We start from the raw sequence: 17,386 nt of genomic DNA, 5'->3' as shown, positions 1-17,386 counted from the left end.
AGCCCGAGGATGACGGCAAACGGCGGCGCAAACGAGCACAGGATCGCCCCCTACTCCCCCTTCTTCGCCGCCTCGGCCCGTTCCGCCGCCAGCTTGGCCAGCACCCGGCCGCGGCCCTTGGCCAGGGCGTGAATGGCGCCGCGCATGGTGGCGACCTCCTGTTCGGTGAAGCCAGCGCGGCCCAGCATGACGCGCAGGTTCTGGCTCATCGAACGCTTCTTCTCGGGCGGATAGAAGAAGCCGCCGTTGTCCAGCTCCGCCTCCAGATGCTCGTACATGCCCAGCAGCAGCTCGTTCGACGCAGGCGGCTCACCTTCACGGAAGCGCGGCGGCGGGGCGTCCAGGATCAGGGTGCGCCACTCATAGGCGTTGATCGCCACCGCCTGCGCCAGGTTCAGCGAGTGGTGCCTGGGGTCGATCGGAATGGTGGTGATCCCGGCGCACAGGGCGATGTCGCCGGTCTCCAGCCCCGCCCGCTCGCCGCCGAACAGCAGGCCGGTCTTCAGCCCCGAGGCCGTGTCGTCATACAGGATGCGCGCGCTCTCACGCGGCGTGCGGACCGGCTGGCGCGTCTCGCGCGGGCGAGCCGTGGTGGCGAAGACGGTATGCAGGTCGGCGATGGCCTCGGCCACGCTGTCGAACACCTTGACCCCGTCCAGCACCCAGTCGGCGCCGGACGCCGTGGCCCAGGCGCGCTCCTGCGGCCAGCCGTCGCGCGGGCTGACCAGCCGCAGCTCGGACAGGCCGAAATTGGCCATGACGCGGGCGACCGCGCCGATGTTGTCGGCCATCTGCGACTTGTCGAGGACGACGACGGGAGGGGTGAGTTCAATCATGGGCGGTCTTTAATCCCTCCCTCCTTCCGCGAGAAGGCGCTCAGGCAGCCGAAAACAGACTCTCTCCCCCTTCACTGCCTGGGCAGCAAAGATAAAGGCTGAATTCACATTAAGTGTTGGTCGGTAGAAATACGATGATCGGCGGTCGTGAAATAGTTTATTAAATACAATAACTTGATTCCATCCCGCCATTGGGGGCTTTCACCTTCTGATCGAACGCCAGTCTGGTCATGGCACGCTCGGGTTCAGTCCTCAAAGTGAGATGGCCGGGGAGGGCTTGGATTTCCTGCCGCCCCTCCTATGGTAAAGCTTCACTCAGGGAGGAGAACGGTATGAAGATCGTGTGTGCGAAATGTAGCGCAAAGATCGAATACGATAAAATTGGAACTCGTATAGTCTATAAAGACTTTGCTGATGAAATGGCAAAAAAAATGTCCAGCTGTCATAGCAAGAGGCGAGCAATCTGGACAAGCAAGTCATTGGGATTGCAATGTTATTGCTGATCAGATTGATTCATATCCGTAAGTTTGACCCACCTACTTTCTACGGTATTTCCTTCTTCGTTTATAGAGAAGGAAACGCCCCATCCATTAGCGTCAACAGCGTCTCCATTTTCATCAATTCTAATGAAGGTGATCATTCCATTATCTAAATTTTTCATGCCTTAATTCTTTCTGTCCGTTTCTGACGTAGTGTCGATGTATTTATCTTTCCGAAAGGGAAAGATATGTCAGTCGAACGGATTAAATCGCGTCTTCAGAAGCTGAATGCGAAAGAAGTCATCGATTTGGAGGCGTTTGTCTCACGGCTTGTTCAACAGCAGGCCGTGAGCATTGCTCTAGAGAGGCGTTCCGGCGCTACCGCGCAATGCGTTCACTGCCATAGCGATCAGATTTGCCGTTGGGGGAAGGCCAGTTCTGGCTCTCAACGGTTCCGTTGTCGCGATTGCCGCATGACGTTCACTGTGACGCGCACCACGCCCTTCTTCCGGCTTCGCAACCGTCACCTGTGGTCGCGGTATCTCGGACTGATGACGCAGCATGTCTCGCTCAAGCGGCTCCGTCAGGATCATAAAATCCCTCTAAGCATTCCGACGCTGCACCGCTGGCGTCACCGCTTCCTCGCCAGTCTCGTGGCGAATCCAACCGTGCCGCTGGCGGGTGTGGTAGAGGCGGACGAGAAGTTCTTCCGCACGGCCTACGAAGGCTCCCGTGGGTTCAAACGTGGGAACGCCCCGCAACTGCGTCGGGCTCGCCGTGGGGGCGTTGCGCAGCGTCAGGGCTTGGGCGCGGAGCAAGTCCCTACGTTGACCGCTATGGACCGCTCAGGGGCGATCTATCAGGCGGGTATCCCTGACCTCAAGCATAAGAATATCGCTGGTCGGATCGCCCAATGGGTTGAACGGGCCTCCGTTCTCTGCACGGATGGCAACTTCGCCTATCGGGAAGCGGCGAAGCTCGCTCAGTGCGATCACGTCATTGCTAAGACGAAGAACCGCACTCAGACCCATCTGAGCATCGGTCGTATCGACGCCTATCACCGGGACGTTGAGAACCTCGTGAATCGTCGCTGCATGGGCGTTTCGACCCGGTATCTGATGAACTATTTCGGATGGGCCAGACGGATCACCCAGCACAAGCCGTTCGGTAATGACTGGCTGGGTGAGATGCTCGCCTGATCTATCGGATTGTCCCTCGGAAAGACCGTTGAGGAGTCTGACAGGATAGTTCACGCCCCGAAAGGGTACATGTCCCTTGGGTATCGTATTGATGGCCGGGTGATCCAACACGATCCACCGTGACTATATTTCCCCGAGGGGTTCCCGAGAAGGCCGTTTGGGTTTCCCGGCCATCGGGCGTCATCTGATAAATCACAACGTGGGTACGTCTGATTTCAGGGACGTATGTCGATTGCACTCGGCACGAAATATACGAGGGTGACGAGCAAGAGACCGGATGAACCGCGATATGTTGAGTGAATAGGCTCAACGCCATTGCGAGCATCATGCTTAGTACCCTTGTAGCATGGCTCTAAGTTCGCGTTCAGCCTGCGCCGCCTCTCTATCGATTTCACGTTGCGCAGCCTCCATCTCGCGGTCCCATTCAGCTTCCGCCGCTTTGGTTCGACGCTCAATCTCTTCATCTACATCATATGAGAACATGAGGTCGTTATCCGCATCCAGATAGACCTTGTATCGGGTGCGAACGTCATCATTGCTGCTATAGATTCCGGTTCCGTGACAGACGAGTTCACGTTCAGATCGGCGGGTTTCCTTTCCGCCCATGATCTTGATGATTTCACCTTCGGATATACGGATGACCTCTTTCTCCACATCCGCGCATGAGAACCCAGAAACATTCGTCGGATAGAGGTCTGCGCACCCCACGAGCAGTGCAGCCAACGATAGCAATATCAGGCGTTTCAACGCATCCCCCACTTTTGCTTCGCGTGTTCAACAGCAGCAGTCTCGGGATTCTGAATCTCCCATCCATTGGCGCGATAATACCGGGCAGTCATTTTGTTGCCCGCAACGCCGAGCCAAATTGCAATCGCCAGAATGACAAAATTGAACGCTTTGCTCAGAAGGAGAATGCCTTCGCCATCATAATTCATCGCGAGATAGCTGATCGCGAAGTTCAGCGCGAATACCCCCAGCATCACGAAGCCCATGGTGGAATATTTCCGCATGAAAAACGGAATGCCGAGCAATTGACCAAACAGGAAGAGCGTCCAACTCCACCCCACTTTGACCTGTTTGATCTCTCCAGTGTGTTTGTTCTTAAAACTGACGTGCATGATAGTCCCCTAAATCCTGTTTTGCTCCTATCGTGGGAGCAAAACAGATTCAAGGCATAGATGCGCTTCCTCTAGCTGGAAGCTCCCATTTTCATGCCCGAATGGGTGTCATCGCCTGTCCATCGAGCAATCATCAACGCCCTGATTGCGGCGCGACATGATGCCGGGATGTCTCAGCGAGATTTGGCCGAAAAACTAAATCGACCGCGCTCGTTCGTCGGAAAAATCGAATCCATCGAACGCAATCTATCCGTGCTGGAACTGGTCCAATGGATCGAGGCCGTGGGGCTTGAGCCCGAAAAAATCCCCGAACTGCTTGGGCAGAACGGGGACACCAACACTTAATGTGAATTCAGCCAAGATAAAAGGCCCCTCTGCAGCAGCTGAGGGGCCTATCCCGTCTAAGCCTTCTGCGCGTCCAGCCAGCGCACGGCATCGGCGTCGCGGGCTGACAGATCGGGGTAGTCGGCGTCAGAGCCCACATCCGGCACCCGGCGCCAGGAGCGAGCGCACTTGGGATAGTCGGCCGTCTTCACCTCGACCGTCACCGCCTCGCCGCCCGCGACCAGTTCGGCGCCCGAGGTGCGGAATACCTCGGCGGCGTCCAGCCCCTCGAACGGGGCCAGCAGTTCAGCCGGGGCCGTCACCACCGGCCAGGCGTCCAGCGCCCCGCCGATGACCTTGTCGCGGCGCGCGGCTTCCAGCGCTTCATTGACCTCTTCCAGCACCGTCTCGACCTTGGCCCAGCGCGCAGCTTCGGCCGCGTTTTCCCACTGGGCGGGCGTGTCCGGGATCACCCGCGCGCAGTTGGTGCCGGCTTCGGGGAAGCGCGTGGTCCAGGCCTCGTCCATGGTGAAGGGCGTCAGCGGGGCCAGCCAGGCGGTCAGGCGGCTGAAGACCTCATCCATCACCGTGCGGACGGCGCGGCGCTTGATGCTGTCGGGACGGTCGCAATAGAGGCTGTCCTTGCGCACGTCGAAATACAGGGCCGACAGATCGCCCGAGCAGAACTCCAGCACCGGCCGCACCACGTCCTGGAAGCGGTATTCGGCGTAGGCCTGACGCACCTGAGCATCCAGCTCCCACAGGCGGTGCAGGATGAACTTCTCCAGCGGCGGGAACTGGTCATAGTCCGTCAGGCGCTCGGCCTCGTCGAAGCCGTTCAGCGCGCCCAGCAGATAACGGACGGTGTTCCTCAGCTTGCGATAGGCGTCGACCGTGGTCTGCAGGATCTGCTTGCCGATGCGCTGGTCGTCCGAATAGTCGACCAGAGCCACCCACAGACGCAGGATGTCGGCGCCCGACTCCTTGATGACGGTCAGCGGATCGACCGTATTGCCGCGCGACTTGGACTGCTTCTCCCCCTTCTCGTCGAGGGTGAAGCCGTGGGTCAGGACGGCCTTGAACGGCGCCCGGCCGCGCGTGCCGCAACCTTCCAGCAGCGATGACTGGAACCAGCCGCGATGCTGGTCCGAGCCTTCCAGATAGAGGTCGGCGGGCCAGTGCGACGGGCGGTCGCCCGTATAGCCGCTCGCCGCCGTGCGCGGGTCGATGGTGAAGGCGTGCGTCGAGCCTGAGTCGAACCAGACGTCGAGGATGTCGGTGACCTTCTCGAACCGCTCGGGGTCATGCGCGCCCAGGAAGTCTGCGTCGGGCGCCGAGAACCAGACATCGGCGCCGCCCTCGGCCACGGCCTTGACGATGCGGGCGTCGACCTCGGGGTCGTGCAAGGGCTGGCCGGTCTGTTTGTCGACGAACATGGCCAGCGGCGTGCCCCAGGCGCGCTGACGGCTGATCAGCCAGTCGGGGCGGCCCTCGACCATCGAGCGGATGCGGTTCTTGCCCGCCGCCGGGTGGAAGGCGGTGGCGTCGATGGCGTTCAGCGCGCGATCGCGCAGGGTCGCGCCGTCTTCCAGTTCTTCGTCCATACGGATGAACCACTGGGGCGTGTTGCGGAAGATGATCGGCGCCTTGGAGCGCCAGCTGTGCGGATAGGAGTGCTCCAGCCGGCCGCGCGCCAGCAGGTTGCCCGCCTCGATCAGCTTTTCCATCACAGCGCCGTTGGCGGGACCGAACTTGCCGGTCTTCTTGCCCTCGGTCTCCAGCACCTTCAGGCCCGCGAACAGGGGGACGTGCTCATAATAGGCGCCGTCGGGATCGACCGTGTCCGGCACCTCGCGATGACCGTGGGCCAGCCAGACCGCAAAGTCGTCCGCGCCGTGGCCCGGCGCCGTGTGGACGAAGCCGGTCCCGGCGTCGTCGGTGACGTGATCCCCCGCCAGCAGCGGCACCGAGAAGCCGTAACCGCTGTCCAGCGCCGCCAGCGGGTGGGCGCATTCCAGCCCCGACGGGTCGATGTCATAGACGCGCGTCCAGGCGGCGATCTTGGCGGCCTTGAACACCTCTTCGGCCAGTTTGTCGGCGAGGATGAAGCGGTCGCCCGGCTTGGCCCAGGGCTCATAGTCCAGCCCTTCCTCAAGGGCCGTGACCTCATACAGGCCGTAGTTGATTTCGGGGCCGTAGCTGATCGCCCGGTTGGCCGGGATGGTCCACGGCGTCGTGGTCCAGATCACGATCGAGGGCGTCGCCGTGCGGAAGGCCAGCAGGTCGTCCGGGTGGCTGTCGGTCGCGCCGACCACCGGGAACTTGACCCAGATCGTCGGCGAGACGTGGTCGTGATACTCGACCTCGGCGTCGGCCAGCGCCGTGCGCTCGACCGGCGACCACATCACCGGCTTGGAGCCGCGATACAGCTGGCCCGAGTTCTTGAACTTGTGGAACTCCGCCACAATGGTCGCCTCAGACGTGAAGTCCATGGTGGCGTAGCGGTTGGCGAAGTCGCCCGTGATGCCCAGACGCAGGAACTGGTCGCGCTGCGTCTCGATGTATTTGCCGGCGTATTCGCGGCAGGCGGTGCGGAACTCTTCCTTTGACACCTCGTCCTTGCGGCGGCCCTTGGCGCGGAACTGCTCCTCGATCTTCCATTCGATCGGCAGGCCGTGGCAGTCCCAGCCGGGGACGTAGTCGACGTCATAGCCCAGCAGGAAGCGCGAGCGGACCACGAAGTCCTTCAGCGTCTTGTTCAGGGCGTGGCCGATGTGGATGTCGCCGTTGGCGTAGGGCGGGCCGTCATGCAGCACATACAGCGGCGCCTTCTGCTCCTGACGGACAGCGCGCAGGCGGCCATAGAGGTCGCCCCACTGCTCCAGGATTTCCGGCTCCTTCTTGGGCAGGCCGCCGCGCATCGGGAACGACGTCTCGGGCAGGAAGACGGTGTCGCGATAGTCGCGGCCGGAAGGGGTCTGGGTGTCGGCGTCGGCCATGAAATGTCTTTTCGTCTTTGCGCGCACGGCCGTCATGAAAACGGCGTCGGGCGTCAGTCTAGCGTGAAGGCGCCGGACGGCCCATGCCTTGATGGCTCAAGGCGGCGTCTTCCCGGCGGAATGTTTCGAGAAATCCCGACGTGCGCGGGGCAAGCCCTGCAGCGCTACGCCGGGCGGCTAATCGAAATCGGGCGGATCACGCGAACGGTCATGATGGGAAATCCCTAGCAGACCCGGCGCCCTATACGCCATAGTCCAGATGAACAGACGGGGGAGATGAACCAGATGCGACTTCAGGCCTTGGCGACGGCGGCGGTGCTGGCCCTGACGGCGGCCGCCTGCTCTGAACAGAACAGCGCCCCCGCGACGGCCGAGACGGCCGCTCCCGCCCTGACCGGCCGCGCCGCCGTCTATGCAGCGGGCGAAAAGGACGCCGAGGCCTTCGTGCGCGCCCTCTACGCCCGTGTCAGCGAGCCGCGCGATACGCCCGACCCGGCCGAGGCGACCATCACCCCCGGGCGCGATCCGCTGTATTCCCGCACAATGAACGCCCTGATCGGCGTCGACGACCGCGAGGCCGAACGCACCAACAGCGCCCCCTACCTCGACCACGACCCGATCTGCGCCTGTCAGGACATCGACGGCTTTGCGCTGAAAACGGTGGCGATGACGCCCGACGGTCCGCACGCCGCCACGGCCGACGTCGTCTTCACCAATCACGGCGAGGATCAGCGCCGGACGCTGAAACTGCTGAAGGAAGGCCCGATGTGGCGCATCGCCGACATCATCGACGACAAGGGCAAGTCGCTGCACGACGACCTGATGGCCATCGCCGAAAAGGCGCCGGGCTGAGTCAGTAGTCCCTCTCCCGATGGGAGAGGGCTTGAGCGCACGAGAGCGCAGCGATCGTCCTGGCGCGAAAGGGTGAGGGTTCGCGGGTGAAGTCGGCCGGAAGGCCGTGGCGCAACGGCTTACGCCGACTGATGGGACAAGCCCCTCACCCTTTCGCCTGTTCCAATCGCTTCGCTCTTGGAGGCTCAAGCCCTCTCCCGCCGGGAGAGGGTCAGGAGAGCGCCGCCCTTGCCGCCTCTGCATCCGCCTCGATCTGGACCTTGAGCGCATCAAGGCCGTCGAACTTCATCTCGCCGCGCAGGAAGGCGACCAGTTCCGTCTCCAGCACCTGACCGTAAAGGCTCTCGTCGAAGTCCAGCAGCCAGACTTCCAGCAGAGGCTTTTCGATCTCGAACATCGGGCGCACGCCCAGATTGGCGACGCCCTTGATGACCCGGCCGTCCGGCAGGCGAGTGCGGGTGGCGTAGACCCCATAGGCCGGGCGCATATATTCGCCCATGGCGATGTTGGCGGTCGGGGCGCCGATGGTGCGGCCGCGCTTGTCGCCGTGGATCACCTCGCCGCGAATGGCGAAGGGACGGCCCAGAATGGCGGCGGCGCGGTCCATATCCCCTGCCTTCAGCGCCTCGCGCACGGCGCTGGAGGACAGCTTGAGCCCCGAGGCGTCGTCGATCCGGTCGGTGACGGAGACGGTGAAGCCCAACGTCTCGCCATAGGTCTGCAACAGGGCGGGCGAGCCGGAGCGGCCCTTGCCGAAGGTGAAGTCGAAGCCGACGGCAGCGTGCTTGATTCCCAGACCTTCGGACAGGACCCGGCGAGCGAATTCCTCGTCCATCATGCCCGCCATCTCGCGATCGAACGGCAGCAGGTACAGGCGGTCCACGCCCAGCGGCGCCAGGGCGGCGGCGATCTGCTCCGGCGTCATCAGGCGGAAGGGCGCAGCCTCAGGCTGGAACAGGCGGCGCGGATGGGGATCGAAGCTGACGACGCCCAGCGGCACGCCCAGACGCTGAGCCGCATCCCGCGCCGAGGCGATGACCGCCTGATGGCCGCGATGCACGCCGTCGAAGGCGCCGACGGCCACGGCCGCCCCCTGCTGCGCGTCGGTCAGACCGCGCCAGTCGCGAATGACTTCGACCACTTCGGGCGGCTCTCTCAGCGCGCCGAGGGCTTGCGGCGGCGCGGCACGCGCACCACGGCCACGCCGTCCATGATCAGCTTGTCCTCGACAAAGCCTTCGCAGCGCAGCTCGCCGCGCGCGCTGTCGTGGTCCAGGGCGATGACGGTGATGACGATCCGCACCGTGTCGCCGATCCGCACGGGAAAGTGGAACGACAGGGTCTGTGAAATATAGATCGATCCTGCGCCCGGCAGGATGGTCCCCACCACCGCCGAACCGAAGGCCGCCGACAGCAGGCCGTGGGCGATCCGGCCGCGATAGGCCGTCTTGGCCGCGAAGGCTTCATCCAGATGCACCGGATTGAAGTCGTCGGACGCCTCGGCGAACAGGCGAATCCGCTCTTCGGTGACGTGAACCGTCTTCTCGGCGGCCATGCCGACGTGGAGTTCGTCGAGGATATAACCGCCGGACGGGTGCGCTTGGACCAGATCAACCATGAGCCGCCTTTAAGGCAGGTGCGACGAAATGGCGAGCCTCACCACGCCAGTTCCAGCGCGGCGTACCGCGCAAAGGTTGTTTCCGTTCTCAACAATTCGCCTGCACGGGCCGGATCCAGCGCGCCGTCGGCGGCCTTGGCGGCGTCGCCGTGGATGCCCTGGGCGATGAACAGGCAGTCCAGCGCCTGTTCGGCGGCGCCCAGAACATCGGTGATCACGCCGTCGCCGATGCACAGCACGCGCGAGCGGTCGACCGGCCGGCCCAGCAGGGCCTCAGCCTCTTTCAGCGCCAGGGCGTAGATGGGGGCGAACGGCTTGCCCGCCATGACCACGCGGCCGCCCATCTGCTCATACAGATCAGCGATGGCGCCGCCGCAGTAGATGATCGTATCGCCGCGCTGGACCACACGGTCGGGGTTGGCGCAGATCAGCTCCAGCCCGCGTTCGACGGCGGGCGTCAGGCGCTCGCGGTAATCCTCGGGCGTCTCGTTCGTATCGTCATAGGGGCCGGTGACGGAGATGAAGGCGGCGTTCTCGGCGTTATGGGCGCTGGTCAGGCCCAGACCTTCATAGAGGACGAAGTCGCGATCCGGCCCGATGATCCAGGCCGGTCCCGGCGCCCGGCGCGCCAGCTCCATGCGCGTGGCGTCGCCCGAAGTGACGAAGGCCTTCCAGGCGCTGCGCGGCACGCCCAGCGAATCCAGCTGTCCCACCACGTCCGGCGACGGGCGCGGCGAGTTGGAGATCAGGACGACATGGCCGCCCTTCTCATTGAACTTCGTCAGGGCGTCGCAGGCCGCAGGCCAGCTTTCGCGGCCGTTGTGGATCACGCCCCACACGTCGCAGAGCAGGATGTCATAGTCGTCAGCGACCAAAGACAGGCGGGGCAGCGGATGAGGCAGGGTCATGCCGCCGCTTATAGCGGGGGAAAACTGCGGGGGAAGGCCGTGCGGCGATCGGCGCGCCTGCGCTTTCCCTCTTCGCCGCCGAACATCTTCCTGCTAACCGGCTGGACATGAAGATTTCCCGTCTCGCGCTCGGCGCCTACGGCATCGCCCTGGCCGTCATCATCCTGGACCAGCTGACCAAGGCCTGGGTGCTGGGGGCCATCGACGCCGCCCATATCTCGAACATCCCCGACGGCTATCGCATCGCCGAGGTCGCGCCCCCGGTATTCAACCTGACCTATGTGCTGAACACGGGCGTCAGCTTCGGCCTGTTCGGCGGCGGCGCCGGGCGCTGGATCCTGAGCGCCTTCTCCGTTCTGGTCGCCGGGCTGCTGGCCTGGTGGGCGACGCGGGCGAACCGGCGCCTGCTGGTGGCCGCCATCGGTCTGGTCATGGGCGGCGCCATCGGCAACGTCATCGACCGCATCCGTTTCGGCGGCGTGGTCGACTTCCTCGACTTTTCCGGCACGGGCTTGTTTCCGTGGATATTCAACATCGCCGACAGCGGAATCACTGTCGGCGTCGTGCTGTTGATACTGGACAGCTTCCTGTCCGAGCGCCGTTCGACAGTTGGCGCGGCCCACGAAAAGTCGTAATCACGTCCTCTTAACATATCGACCCGAGCCAGCGCCGCGCCGCGGCGTGCCTCCCGGAGCCGAACGACACATGCGTATTCGCACCGCCCTGACCGTGACCCTGGCCGCCGGCGCCGCTCTGAGCCTGAGCGCCTGCGGATCGATGAAGCAGAGCATCGGCCTGTCCAAGGTCGTCCCCGATGAATTCGTCACCGTGGCCAGCGCGCCGCTGGTGGTCCCGCCGGAATACGGCCTGACCCCGCCGACCCCCGGCGCGCCGCGCCCGCAGGAACTGGCCCCCGAAAGCGCCGCCCGCCAGATTCTGCTGGGCCAGCGTCAGGCCGTGACCCGCACCCCCGGCGAACAGGTTCTGGCCGCCGAGGCCGGCGCCGACCGCGCCGATCCGCTGGCCCGCTATGTCGTCGACGACGAGTTCGGCAGCCTGGCGCACAAGGAAGAAAGCTGGGCCAACCGCATCATGTTCTGGCGCAAGGACGATCCGGCCAGCCAGGCCGCGACCAACAGCCAGACGTCCGAAGGCGGCAAGGTCATCGACGCCAACAGCGAGCACGCCCGTCTGGAAGCCCTGACCGGCGGCCGCGAGGGCATCACCATCGCCCCGCGCAAGGATGGCCGCTTCAAGCTGCCCGGTCTGTAAGTCTTAAGCCTTCTCAGGCCTTTATAGGGGCGTGTCCGTTGCTGCGGGCGCGCCCTTTGCTTTTGCGCCTGCCCACGGCCCCCTTGCTTGACGCAACGGCCGTGCTTCAGGATCGTTAGCACCAGCGGTGATCCGGGGATGAAGCCATGACAATCAGCATGATCGGACTGTCGGCCGTCCTTGTTTCCGGCGCCCTTTCGCCCGAGGCCGCATCAGGCCCCGCGCCGGTTGAGGCCGCGCGCGCCATCGAGGCCCCCCGCACCCCCCTGTCCTTCAGCGACGCCGAAGCGCGGCTGCGCGCGACCTCCAGCCTCGGCCGCGCGGCGGGGCATGGCGTCGAGGCGGCCGAGGCCCAGGCCCGCGCCGCCGACGGCCTGAACCGGCCCACGGTGTCGCTGGACGCCCAGCTGATCCGCTATCGCAAGACCTTCGACATCTCGCTGGGCGATACGCTGGACCATGCCCAATCCGACATCAGCGCCGCCATTCCGGGCCTGATCTCCGGCCTGCCGGGCGTGCCGGGCAATGTGCTGGGCGCCGTGGAGCAGAGACTTCAGGCGGCCCTGCCGGAAATCTTCGCCGCCCTGCCGCACGACATCCGGCTGCAGGTGGACGACACCACCTTCCGCCCGACGGTGACGGCGCTTCAGCCCATCTACACCGGCGGCGCCATTCCGGCCCTGCGCCGGGCGGCGGCGGCCAATCTCGATCTGGCCGAGGCCCGCCGCAAGGAAGCCGTAGACATGGAAGGCGTCGGCCTGGCCCAGGCCTATTTCGGTCAGGTGCTGGCGGCCGAGGCGCTGAAGATCGCGACCGAGACCCGCGACGGCTTCGACCTGCACCTGAACAATGCGCGCCGCATGGAGGCCGAAGGGATGCTCAGCCGCGCCCAGACCCTTCAGGTCGAGGTGGCGCGCGACACCGCCCAGCGCCAGGTCAACCGCGCCGAGCTGGAGCATGACAACGCCATCGCCTCGCTGGCGCGCGTCGCCGATCTGGAGGGCGGGGTGACGCCGACCACCCCCCTTTTCGTCAATCGCGGCTCGGTCGGACCAGCCGACCTGTTTCTGGACAGCGCGGGCCAGTCGAACGCCCGCCTCGTTCAGGCGCAGGCCGGACGCGATCTGGCCGAGGCGGGCGCCGATCTGGCGGCCTCGCGGCTGAAACCCTCGGTCTTCGCCTTCGGCACCTACAACCTGAACCCGGACAATGCACTGCCGACGGACCCGGACTGGGCCTTCGGTCTGGGCGCCCGCTACACCCTGATGTCTTCGGTGGACCGGCGCCGCCTGCTGGGCGCCGCACGCTCTCAGGCCTCGGCCGCGTCGGAGCTGGAGCGCAAGGCCCGCGACGACGCCCGCCTGATGGTCACGCGCGCCTATAATCAGGTCGAGCTGGCGCGGCGCCAGTTCCTGAGCATGGACAGCAGCCTGGAGGCCGCGCGCGAGAACCTGCGCGTGCAGGAGGTCGGCTTCCGCGAGGGCGAGGCGACCGCCGCCTCGGTCATCGACGCGCGCAACATGCTGGGCGGCGCCCGGCTGCAACGCGCCGCCGCCGCCTATGAATACGACCTGAGCCTGGCCGCCCTCTTGGCGGCGTCAGGCAACGGCCAGACCCTGAACGACTATCTGCAACGCGAAGACCGGATCAGCGCCCCATGAGCGAGACGCCTTCCTCGGCCTATACGCCGCCCAAGCCCGCCGTGGCGCCGCCGCCCCGGCCTGCGCGCCGTTCGCCGCTGACCCTGATCGTGGCGGTGGTGGTGGCGCTGTTGATCGCCTTCATCATCGTGGGCCTGTTCCTGGCCGCCCGCCCGGCGCCGGATCAGGTGCAAGGCATGGTCGAGGCCGAGACCTTCACCGTCACGACCAAGGTGCCCAGCCGCGTCGAACGCTTTCTGGCCGCCGAGGGCGATCAGGTGAAGGCCGGTCAGGAGCTGGCCCTGATGAGCAGCCCCGAGGTCGAGGCCAAGGACGCCCAGGCCCGCGCCCTGCTGCAGTCGACGGAGGCCATCCAGTCCCTGAGCCGCGAGGGCGCCCGCACCGAGGACGTGCAGTCGGTCGAATCGATCTGGCGCGCCTCTCAGGCCACGGCCCGTCTGGCCGAACAGACCGCGCGCCGGGCCGAAAACCTGTTCGCCGAGGGCGTCATCTCGGCCCAGCGCCGCGACGAGGCCGTCGCCGCCCGCGCCGCCACCGCCTCCCAGACCGAAGCCGCTCGCCAGCAGTATCTGAAGGCGCTGGCCGGCGCCCGTCCGCAGGAAAAGTCCGTCGCCGACGCCAACGTCAGCGGCGCCCGCGCCGCCGTCGCCGAGGTCGAGAGCCTGCAGGGCGAGACGCGCCTGACCGCCCCCCACGGCGGCGAGGTGTCCGAGCGATTCTCCAACGTCGGCGAACTGGTGCTGACGGGGGTGCCGGTCTTCACCATCGTCGACATCGCCGATCCCTGGGTCGCCTTCAGCGTGCGCGAGGACCAGTATCGCGACCTGAAGATCGGCTCGACCGTGCGCGGCGACGTACCGGCGCTGGGGGTCAGGGGCGCCGCCTTCCGCGTCACCGCCATCAGCCCGCAGGGCGAGTTCGCCACCTGGCGCTCGACCCGTCAGTCCAGCGGCTATGACGTGCGCAGCTTTCAGGTGAAGGCCAAGCCCGCCCGGCCGATCGAGGGCCTGCGGCCTGGCATGAGCGTCCTGTTCGACTGGTCGTCGCGATGACGCGCGGCGCGGCCGTCTCCCATGCGGCCGCCTTCCTCACGGCCGTTCAGGACGAGGCGCGGCGGCTGGCGACCCGGCCGTGGGACGCCTTCGTCGCCTTCGGCCTGCCGCTGATCCTGCTGGCGGTGATCGCGGCCATGCTGGCGCCCGGCGTGATCCGCCAGGCGCCCGTCGCCGTGGTGGATCAGGACAACTCGACCTTCAGCCGCGCCGCCATCCGCAACATGGAGGCCAGCCCCGGCGTGCGCATCGTCGCCGCCCCCGCCACGATGGACGAGGCCGTGGCCCTGATGCGGCGCGGCGAGGTCTACAGCATCGCCCACTTCCCCTCGGGCTTCACCGAAAGCGCCTTTCGCCGCCCGGCGCAGGTGACCGTCTCGTTCAACGGCGCCTTCCAGTCGGTCGGCGCCCTGTCGGCGCTGGGCCAGTCGGCGGCCATCGCCTCGGCCGCCGCGCCCCGGCTGGAGGACAAGGCCCGCCGCATGGGCCTGCCCGCCACGGCGCTGGAGCCGCCCGCCGTCCAGGTGTCGATCATCGGCAATCCGCAGCTGAGTTTCGAGCTGTTCCTCGGCGGCCTGCTGGCGCCCGGCGTTCTGCATCTGCTGGCGGCCTGTTCGGCGGTGCTGGCCATCGGGCGGCTGATGCAGGGCCGGTCGTTTCAGGCCTTCAAGACCGCGACCGGCGGGCGCACCACCGCCGCCATGATCGGGACGCTGATCCCGCATTTCCTTATCTTCACCCTGTGGGGACTGGCGTGGATCGGCTGGCTGTGCGGGATCAGGGGCTGGGGCGTGGCCGGGTCGCTGCCTCTGCTGATGCTGGGCGTCGTCGCCCTGATGGCGGTCAGCGTCGCCCTCTCGGCCCTGCTGGTGGCGCTGCTGGGCGATGTCGGCATGGCGTTCTCGGCCACCGCCATCTATTCGGGCGCCGCCATCGCCTTTTCCAACGGCACCCTGCCGCTGGACCACGGGCCGCGCTTCGCCCGCGTGTGGAGCGACATCCTGCCCTACACCCACTATCTGCGCCTTCAGACCGGCCAGATGGTGACCGGCGCGGCGCCCGACGGCGCCTGGCGCGACCTGACGATCCTGAGTCTCGCGACGCTGGCCGCGCTGATCCTGGCCGCCGTGCTGATCCGCCTGCGCGCCCGCCGCGCGCCCAAGGTCGCCGACCTGGCCTTCCCCCTGCCCGAACAGGGCGTAGGCGCCGCCTTCATCGCCACCTTCCGCAACCTGCCGCGCGCCCGGCCGGTCAGCAGCCTGCTGGTGCTGGCGGCGGTTCTCTACGCCTTCTACTATCCGGCCGCCTATTCAGGGCAGACGGCCACTGGCCTGCCGGTCGCCGTGGTCACGCCGACGCAGAGCGCCCTGACCCGCGCCCTGATCGAAGACCTGAACGCCTCTCATACGGTCGAGGTCGCCGCCGTTCTGCCCTCCACCGCCGAGGCGGACGAACTGATGCGGCGCGGGGTCGTGGACGGGGTCATCATCCTGCCCGACCATTTCCAGTCCGACATATTGCGCGGAGCGTCGGACGGCATCGCGGTCTGGCTGAACGGCGGCTATCTGGTCCGCGTCACCTCGGTCGGCAAGGCGGTCGCCTCCGCCGCCGTCCATGTGGCCTCGAACCGGTTGGACGGCCTGCCCCACGCCGCCCGCGCGGCCAAGCTGTCGCCGACGCTGAAGCAGGATTCCCTGTTCAATCCGACCGAGGGTTATGGCGACTACGCCGTGCCGGCGGTCAGTCTGGTCATCCTGCAACAGACCCTGCTGCTGGGCGCGGGCGTCATCGCCGCCCTGCGTCGCGAGACGGGCGCGCGCCCCATGCGCCGCAGCGCCCGTCTGGGCCTGTGGCTGGCCCTGACAACCATCGGCACGGCGTCCTGCCTGTTCTGGTTCGGTTTCGTCTTCTGGTTTCAGGACTATCCGCGCGCGGGCGACATGGCGGGGATCGTCCTGCTGTCGCCCGTCTTCGCCGCCGGGGTTTCGGCGCTGGGCCTGCTGCTGGGCGGGCTGTTCGACCGGCATGAGCGGGTGCTGCAGGTGCTGGTCGGCACCTCAGCGCCGCTGTTCTTTCTGGCGGGCGCGGCATGGCCGCACTTCATGATGCCGAAGCTGCTGGTCTGGCTGGCGCACCTGGCGCCCTCGACCGCCGCCGTGCAGACCTTCGTGCCGATGAACGCCATGGGCGCCAGTCTGGGCGAGGTCGCGCCCAAGGCTCTGATCCTGGTAGCCCTCGCCGTAATCTTCGGCGCCCTGTGGCTGTGGCGCGGCGACGAACAGCGCCCCGTTCAGGCCTAGCCAGCCCTTGGCCCAGCTAGAAAGCGTCCTTCAGGGCGCGACGCCGGGCGAAGTCTTCGACATCCGCCGCGCGCAGGAAGGGATTGAAACGCCGCTCGATCCCCACCGTGGTCGGGACGGTGGCCTCGCCACGCTCACGGGCCGCGAAGATGGCCTCGGCGTGGGCTTTAAGCGCGTCGTCGGCGTCCGGCAGCGACAGGGCGAAACGCGCGTTCGAGGCCGTGTATTCGTGGGCGCAGTAAAGGGTCGTGGCCTCGGGCCAGACGGCGATGCGGTTCAGACTGTCCCACATCTGTTGCGGCGTCCCCTCGAACAACCGCCCGCACCCAAGGGCGAAGATGACGTCGCCGACGAAGGCCAACCCGTCGTCCGCCGCATGATAGACCACATGGCCCAGCGTATGCCCCGGCGACAGCACCACGTCGAAGGCCGTCTCACCCAGCCGCACCGCCTCGCCGTCGACCAGAACATGATCCAGCGGCGCGGCGCGACGCACCTCCTCCGGCCCGGCGATCTCGCAGCCTGTCTCGGCCTTCAGCCGTTCGTTGCCGCCGGTGTGGTCCGGGTGCCAGTGGGTGTTCAGGATCAGATCCAGCCGCCCCCAGCCCGACGCCTCCAGATCATCAAGGATCGCCTCCGCATCTGGCGTGTCCACGGCGGCGACCAGCCCGGTCGCCTCGTCGCGGATCAGAAAGCCGTAGTTGTCGGACAGGCAGGGGAACTGGCGAACGGTCAGGGTCATGAGGCGGCCTCCTATCAGGACCTATCC

The 17,386-nt window shown here is 66.1% G+C and carries 17 protein-coding genes; 8 read left to right on the top strand and 9 right to left on the bottom strand.

Features of this window, described 5'->3' with window-relative positions; genetic code table 11:
• Positions 1–50 precede the first annotated feature (50 nt).
• Positions 51–836 (bottom strand): RNA methyltransferase, encoded by a 786-nt coding sequence (locus ABE454_RS02600; protein WP_346528748.1) that lies wholly within the window; start codon positions 834–836, stop codon positions 51–53.
• Between the two features lie 493 nt (positions 837–1,329).
• The gene (locus ABE454_RS02595) at positions 1,330–1,497 is read right to left on the bottom strand and encodes a hypothetical protein (protein ID WP_346528746.1); all 168 of its coding nucleotides are present in this window, start codon (positions 1,495–1,497) and stop codon (positions 1,330–1,332) included.
• A gap of 66 nt (positions 1,498–1,563) precedes the next feature.
• On the opposite strand from ABE454_RS02595, the gene ABE454_RS02590 reads away from it, so the two are divergent.
• On the top strand, positions 1,564–2,514 hold the full coding sequence (locus tag ABE454_RS02590) for an IS1595 family transposase (RefSeq protein ID WP_346528743.1): 951 nt from the start codon (positions 1,564–1,566) through the stop codon (positions 2,512–2,514).
• 330 nt (positions 2,515–2,844) lie between these two features.
• Here ABE454_RS02590 and ABE454_RS02585 read toward each other — a convergent pair whose 3' ends face one another.
• Positions 2,845–3,261, bottom strand: coding sequence for a hypothetical protein (locus tag ABE454_RS02585; protein ID WP_346528740.1), 417 nt, complete (start codon positions 3,259–3,261; stop codon positions 2,845–2,847).
• A complete protein-coding gene (locus ABE454_RS02580) occupies positions 3,258–3,632 on the bottom strand; it encodes a hypothetical protein (RefSeq protein ID WP_346528739.1) in 375 nt (124 codons plus the stop codon). The genes ABE454_RS02585 and ABE454_RS02580 overlap by 4 nt, the downstream gene beginning before the upstream one ends.
• 93 nt (positions 3,633–3,725) lie before the next feature.
• Here ABE454_RS02580 and ABE454_RS02575 point away from each other — a divergent pair, with 93 nt between their 5' ends.
• A complete protein-coding gene (locus tag ABE454_RS02575) occupies positions 3,726–3,977 on the top strand; it encodes a helix-turn-helix domain-containing protein (RefSeq protein WP_346528736.1) in 252 nt (83 codons plus the stop codon).
• 56 nt (positions 3,978–4,033) lie between these two features.
• On the opposite strand, the gene ileS is transcribed toward ABE454_RS02575, so the two are convergent.
• Positions 4,034–6,955: an isoleucine--tRNA ligase gene (ileS, locus tag ABE454_RS02570; protein ID WP_346528733.1), complete on the bottom strand. Its 2,922-nt coding sequence runs from the start codon at positions 6,953–6,955 to the stop codon at positions 4,034–4,036.
• Positions 6,956–7,231: 276 nt separating this feature from the next.
• Between ileS and ABE454_RS02565 the strand changes: the two genes are divergently transcribed.
• Entirely contained in the window at positions 7,232–7,807 is a 576-nt protein-coding gene (locus ABE454_RS02565; protein WP_346528731.1) for a DUF3828 domain-containing protein, read from the top strand.
• Between the two features lie 211 nt (positions 7,808–8,018).
• Here the strand turns inward: ABE454_RS02565 and ABE454_RS02560 are convergent, their stop codons facing one another.
• The 3 genes from ABE454_RS02560 to ABE454_RS02550 are packed head-to-tail and all read right to left on the bottom strand — an operon-like array spanning position 8,019 to position 10,332.
• Entirely contained in the window at positions 8,019–8,948 is a 930-nt protein-coding gene (locus ABE454_RS02560; RefSeq protein WP_346528729.1) for a bifunctional riboflavin kinase/FAD synthetase, read from the bottom strand.
• A gap of 14 nt (positions 8,949–8,962) precedes the next feature.
• On the bottom strand, positions 8,963–9,424 hold the full coding sequence (locus ABE454_RS02555) for a MaoC family dehydratase (protein ID WP_087141755.1): 462 nt from the start codon (positions 9,422–9,424) through the stop codon (positions 8,963–8,965).
• 38 nt (positions 9,425–9,462) lie between these two features.
• Entirely contained in the window at positions 9,463–10,332 is an 870-nt protein-coding gene (locus ABE454_RS02550) for a TIGR01459 family HAD-type hydrolase (protein WP_346528726.1), read from the bottom strand.
• Positions 10,333–10,439: 107 nt separating this feature from the next.
• Between ABE454_RS02550 and lspA the strand changes: the two genes are divergently transcribed.
• From lspA to ABE454_RS02525, 5 genes are all read left to right on the top strand, one after another.
• Positions 10,440–10,967, top strand: coding sequence for a signal peptidase II (lspA, locus tag ABE454_RS02545; RefSeq protein WP_346528724.1), 528 nt, complete (start codon positions 10,440–10,442; stop codon positions 10,965–10,967).
• A gap of 70 nt (positions 10,968–11,037) precedes the next feature.
• On the top strand, positions 11,038–11,604 hold the full coding sequence (locus tag ABE454_RS02540) for a DUF3035 domain-containing protein (protein WP_346528721.1): 567 nt from the start codon (positions 11,038–11,040) through the stop codon (positions 11,602–11,604).
• A gap of 158 nt (positions 11,605–11,762) precedes the next feature.
• On the top strand, positions 11,763–13,265 hold the full coding sequence (locus tag ABE454_RS02535; RefSeq protein ID WP_346528719.1) for a TolC family protein: 1,503 nt from the start codon (positions 11,763–11,765) through the stop codon (positions 13,263–13,265).
• Complete coding sequence (locus ABE454_RS02530) at positions 13,262–14,317, top strand: HlyD family secretion protein (RefSeq protein WP_346528716.1); 1,056 nt, start codon at positions 13,262–13,264, stop codon at positions 14,315–14,317. Before ABE454_RS02535 ends, ABE454_RS02530 begins: the two co-directional genes overlap by 4 nt.
• Positions 14,314–16,617: an ABC transporter permease gene (locus tag ABE454_RS02525; protein ID WP_346528714.1), complete on the top strand. Its 2,304-nt coding sequence runs from the start codon at positions 14,314–14,316 to the stop codon at positions 16,615–16,617. Before ABE454_RS02530 ends, ABE454_RS02525 begins: the two co-directional genes overlap by 4 nt.
• A gap of 16 nt (positions 16,618–16,633) precedes the next feature.
• Here the strand turns inward: ABE454_RS02525 and gloB are convergent, their stop codons facing one another.
• Complete coding sequence (gene gloB / locus ABE454_RS02520; RefSeq protein WP_346528712.1) at positions 16,634–17,359, bottom strand: hydroxyacylglutathione hydrolase; 726 nt, start codon at positions 17,357–17,359, stop codon at positions 16,634–16,636.
• Positions 17,360–17,386 lie beyond the last annotated feature (27 nt).

The organism is Brevundimonas diminuta (assembly GCF_039673845.1).
In the GTDB taxonomy this organism is placed as follows: Bacteria; Pseudomonadota; Alphaproteobacteria; order Caulobacterales; family Caulobacteraceae; genus Brevundimonas; species Brevundimonas diminuta_E.
This window is presented reverse-complemented; position numbering and strand designations above follow the sequence as displayed.

Excerpts from the sequence above, each read along its gene's own strand:
- ABE454_RS02530 (WP_346528716.1), top strand. The coding sequence starts at position 13,262 with ATGAGCGAGACGCCTTCCTCGGCCTATACGCCGCCCAAGCCCGCCGTG.
- ABE454_RS02595 (WP_346528746.1), bottom strand. The coding sequence starts at position 1,497 with ATGAAAAATTTAGATAATGGAATGATCACCTTCATTAGAATTGATGAA.
- ABE454_RS02555 (WP_087141755.1), bottom strand. The coding sequence starts at position 9,424 with ATGGTTGATCTGGTCCAAGCGCACCCGTCCGGCGGTTATATCCTCGAC.
- ileS (WP_346528733.1), bottom strand. The coding sequence starts at position 6,955 with ATGGCCGACGCCGACACCCAGACCCCTTCCGGCCGCGACTATCGCGAC.
- ABE454_RS02600 (WP_346528748.1), bottom strand. The coding sequence starts at position 836 with ATGATTGAACTCACCCCTCCCGTCGTCGTCCTCGACAAGTCGCAGATG.
- gloB (WP_346528712.1), bottom strand. The coding sequence starts at position 17,359 with ATGACCCTGACCGTTCGCCAGTTCCCCTGCCTGTCCGACAACTACGGC.
- ABE454_RS02575 (WP_346528736.1), top strand. The coding sequence starts at position 3,726 with ATGCCCGAATGGGTGTCATCGCCTGTCCATCGAGCAATCATCAACGCC.
- ABE454_RS02540 (WP_346528721.1), top strand. The coding sequence starts at position 11,038 with ATGCGTATTCGCACCGCCCTGACCGTGACCCTGGCCGCCGGCGCCGCT.
- ABE454_RS02525 (WP_346528714.1), top strand. The coding sequence starts at position 14,314 with ATGACGCGCGGCGCGGCCGTCTCCCATGCGGCCGCCTTCCTCACGGCC.
- ABE454_RS02580 (WP_346528739.1), bottom strand. The coding sequence starts at position 3,632 with ATGCACGTCAGTTTTAAGAACAAACACACTGGAGAGATCAAACAGGTC.
- ABE454_RS02565 (WP_346528731.1), top strand. The coding sequence starts at position 7,232 with ATGAACCAGATGCGACTTCAGGCCTTGGCGACGGCGGCGGTGCTGGCC.
- ABE454_RS02535 (WP_346528719.1), top strand. The coding sequence starts at position 11,763 with ATGATCGGACTGTCGGCCGTCCTTGTTTCCGGCGCCCTTTCGCCCGAG.
- ABE454_RS02590 (WP_346528743.1), top strand. The coding sequence starts at position 1,564 with ATGTCAGTCGAACGGATTAAATCGCGTCTTCAGAAGCTGAATGCGAAA.
- lspA (WP_346528724.1), top strand. The coding sequence starts at position 10,440 with ATGAAGATTTCCCGTCTCGCGCTCGGCGCCTACGGCATCGCCCTGGCC.
- ABE454_RS02550 (WP_346528726.1), bottom strand. The coding sequence starts at position 10,332 with ATGACCCTGCCTCATCCGCTGCCCCGCCTGTCTTTGGTCGCTGACGAC.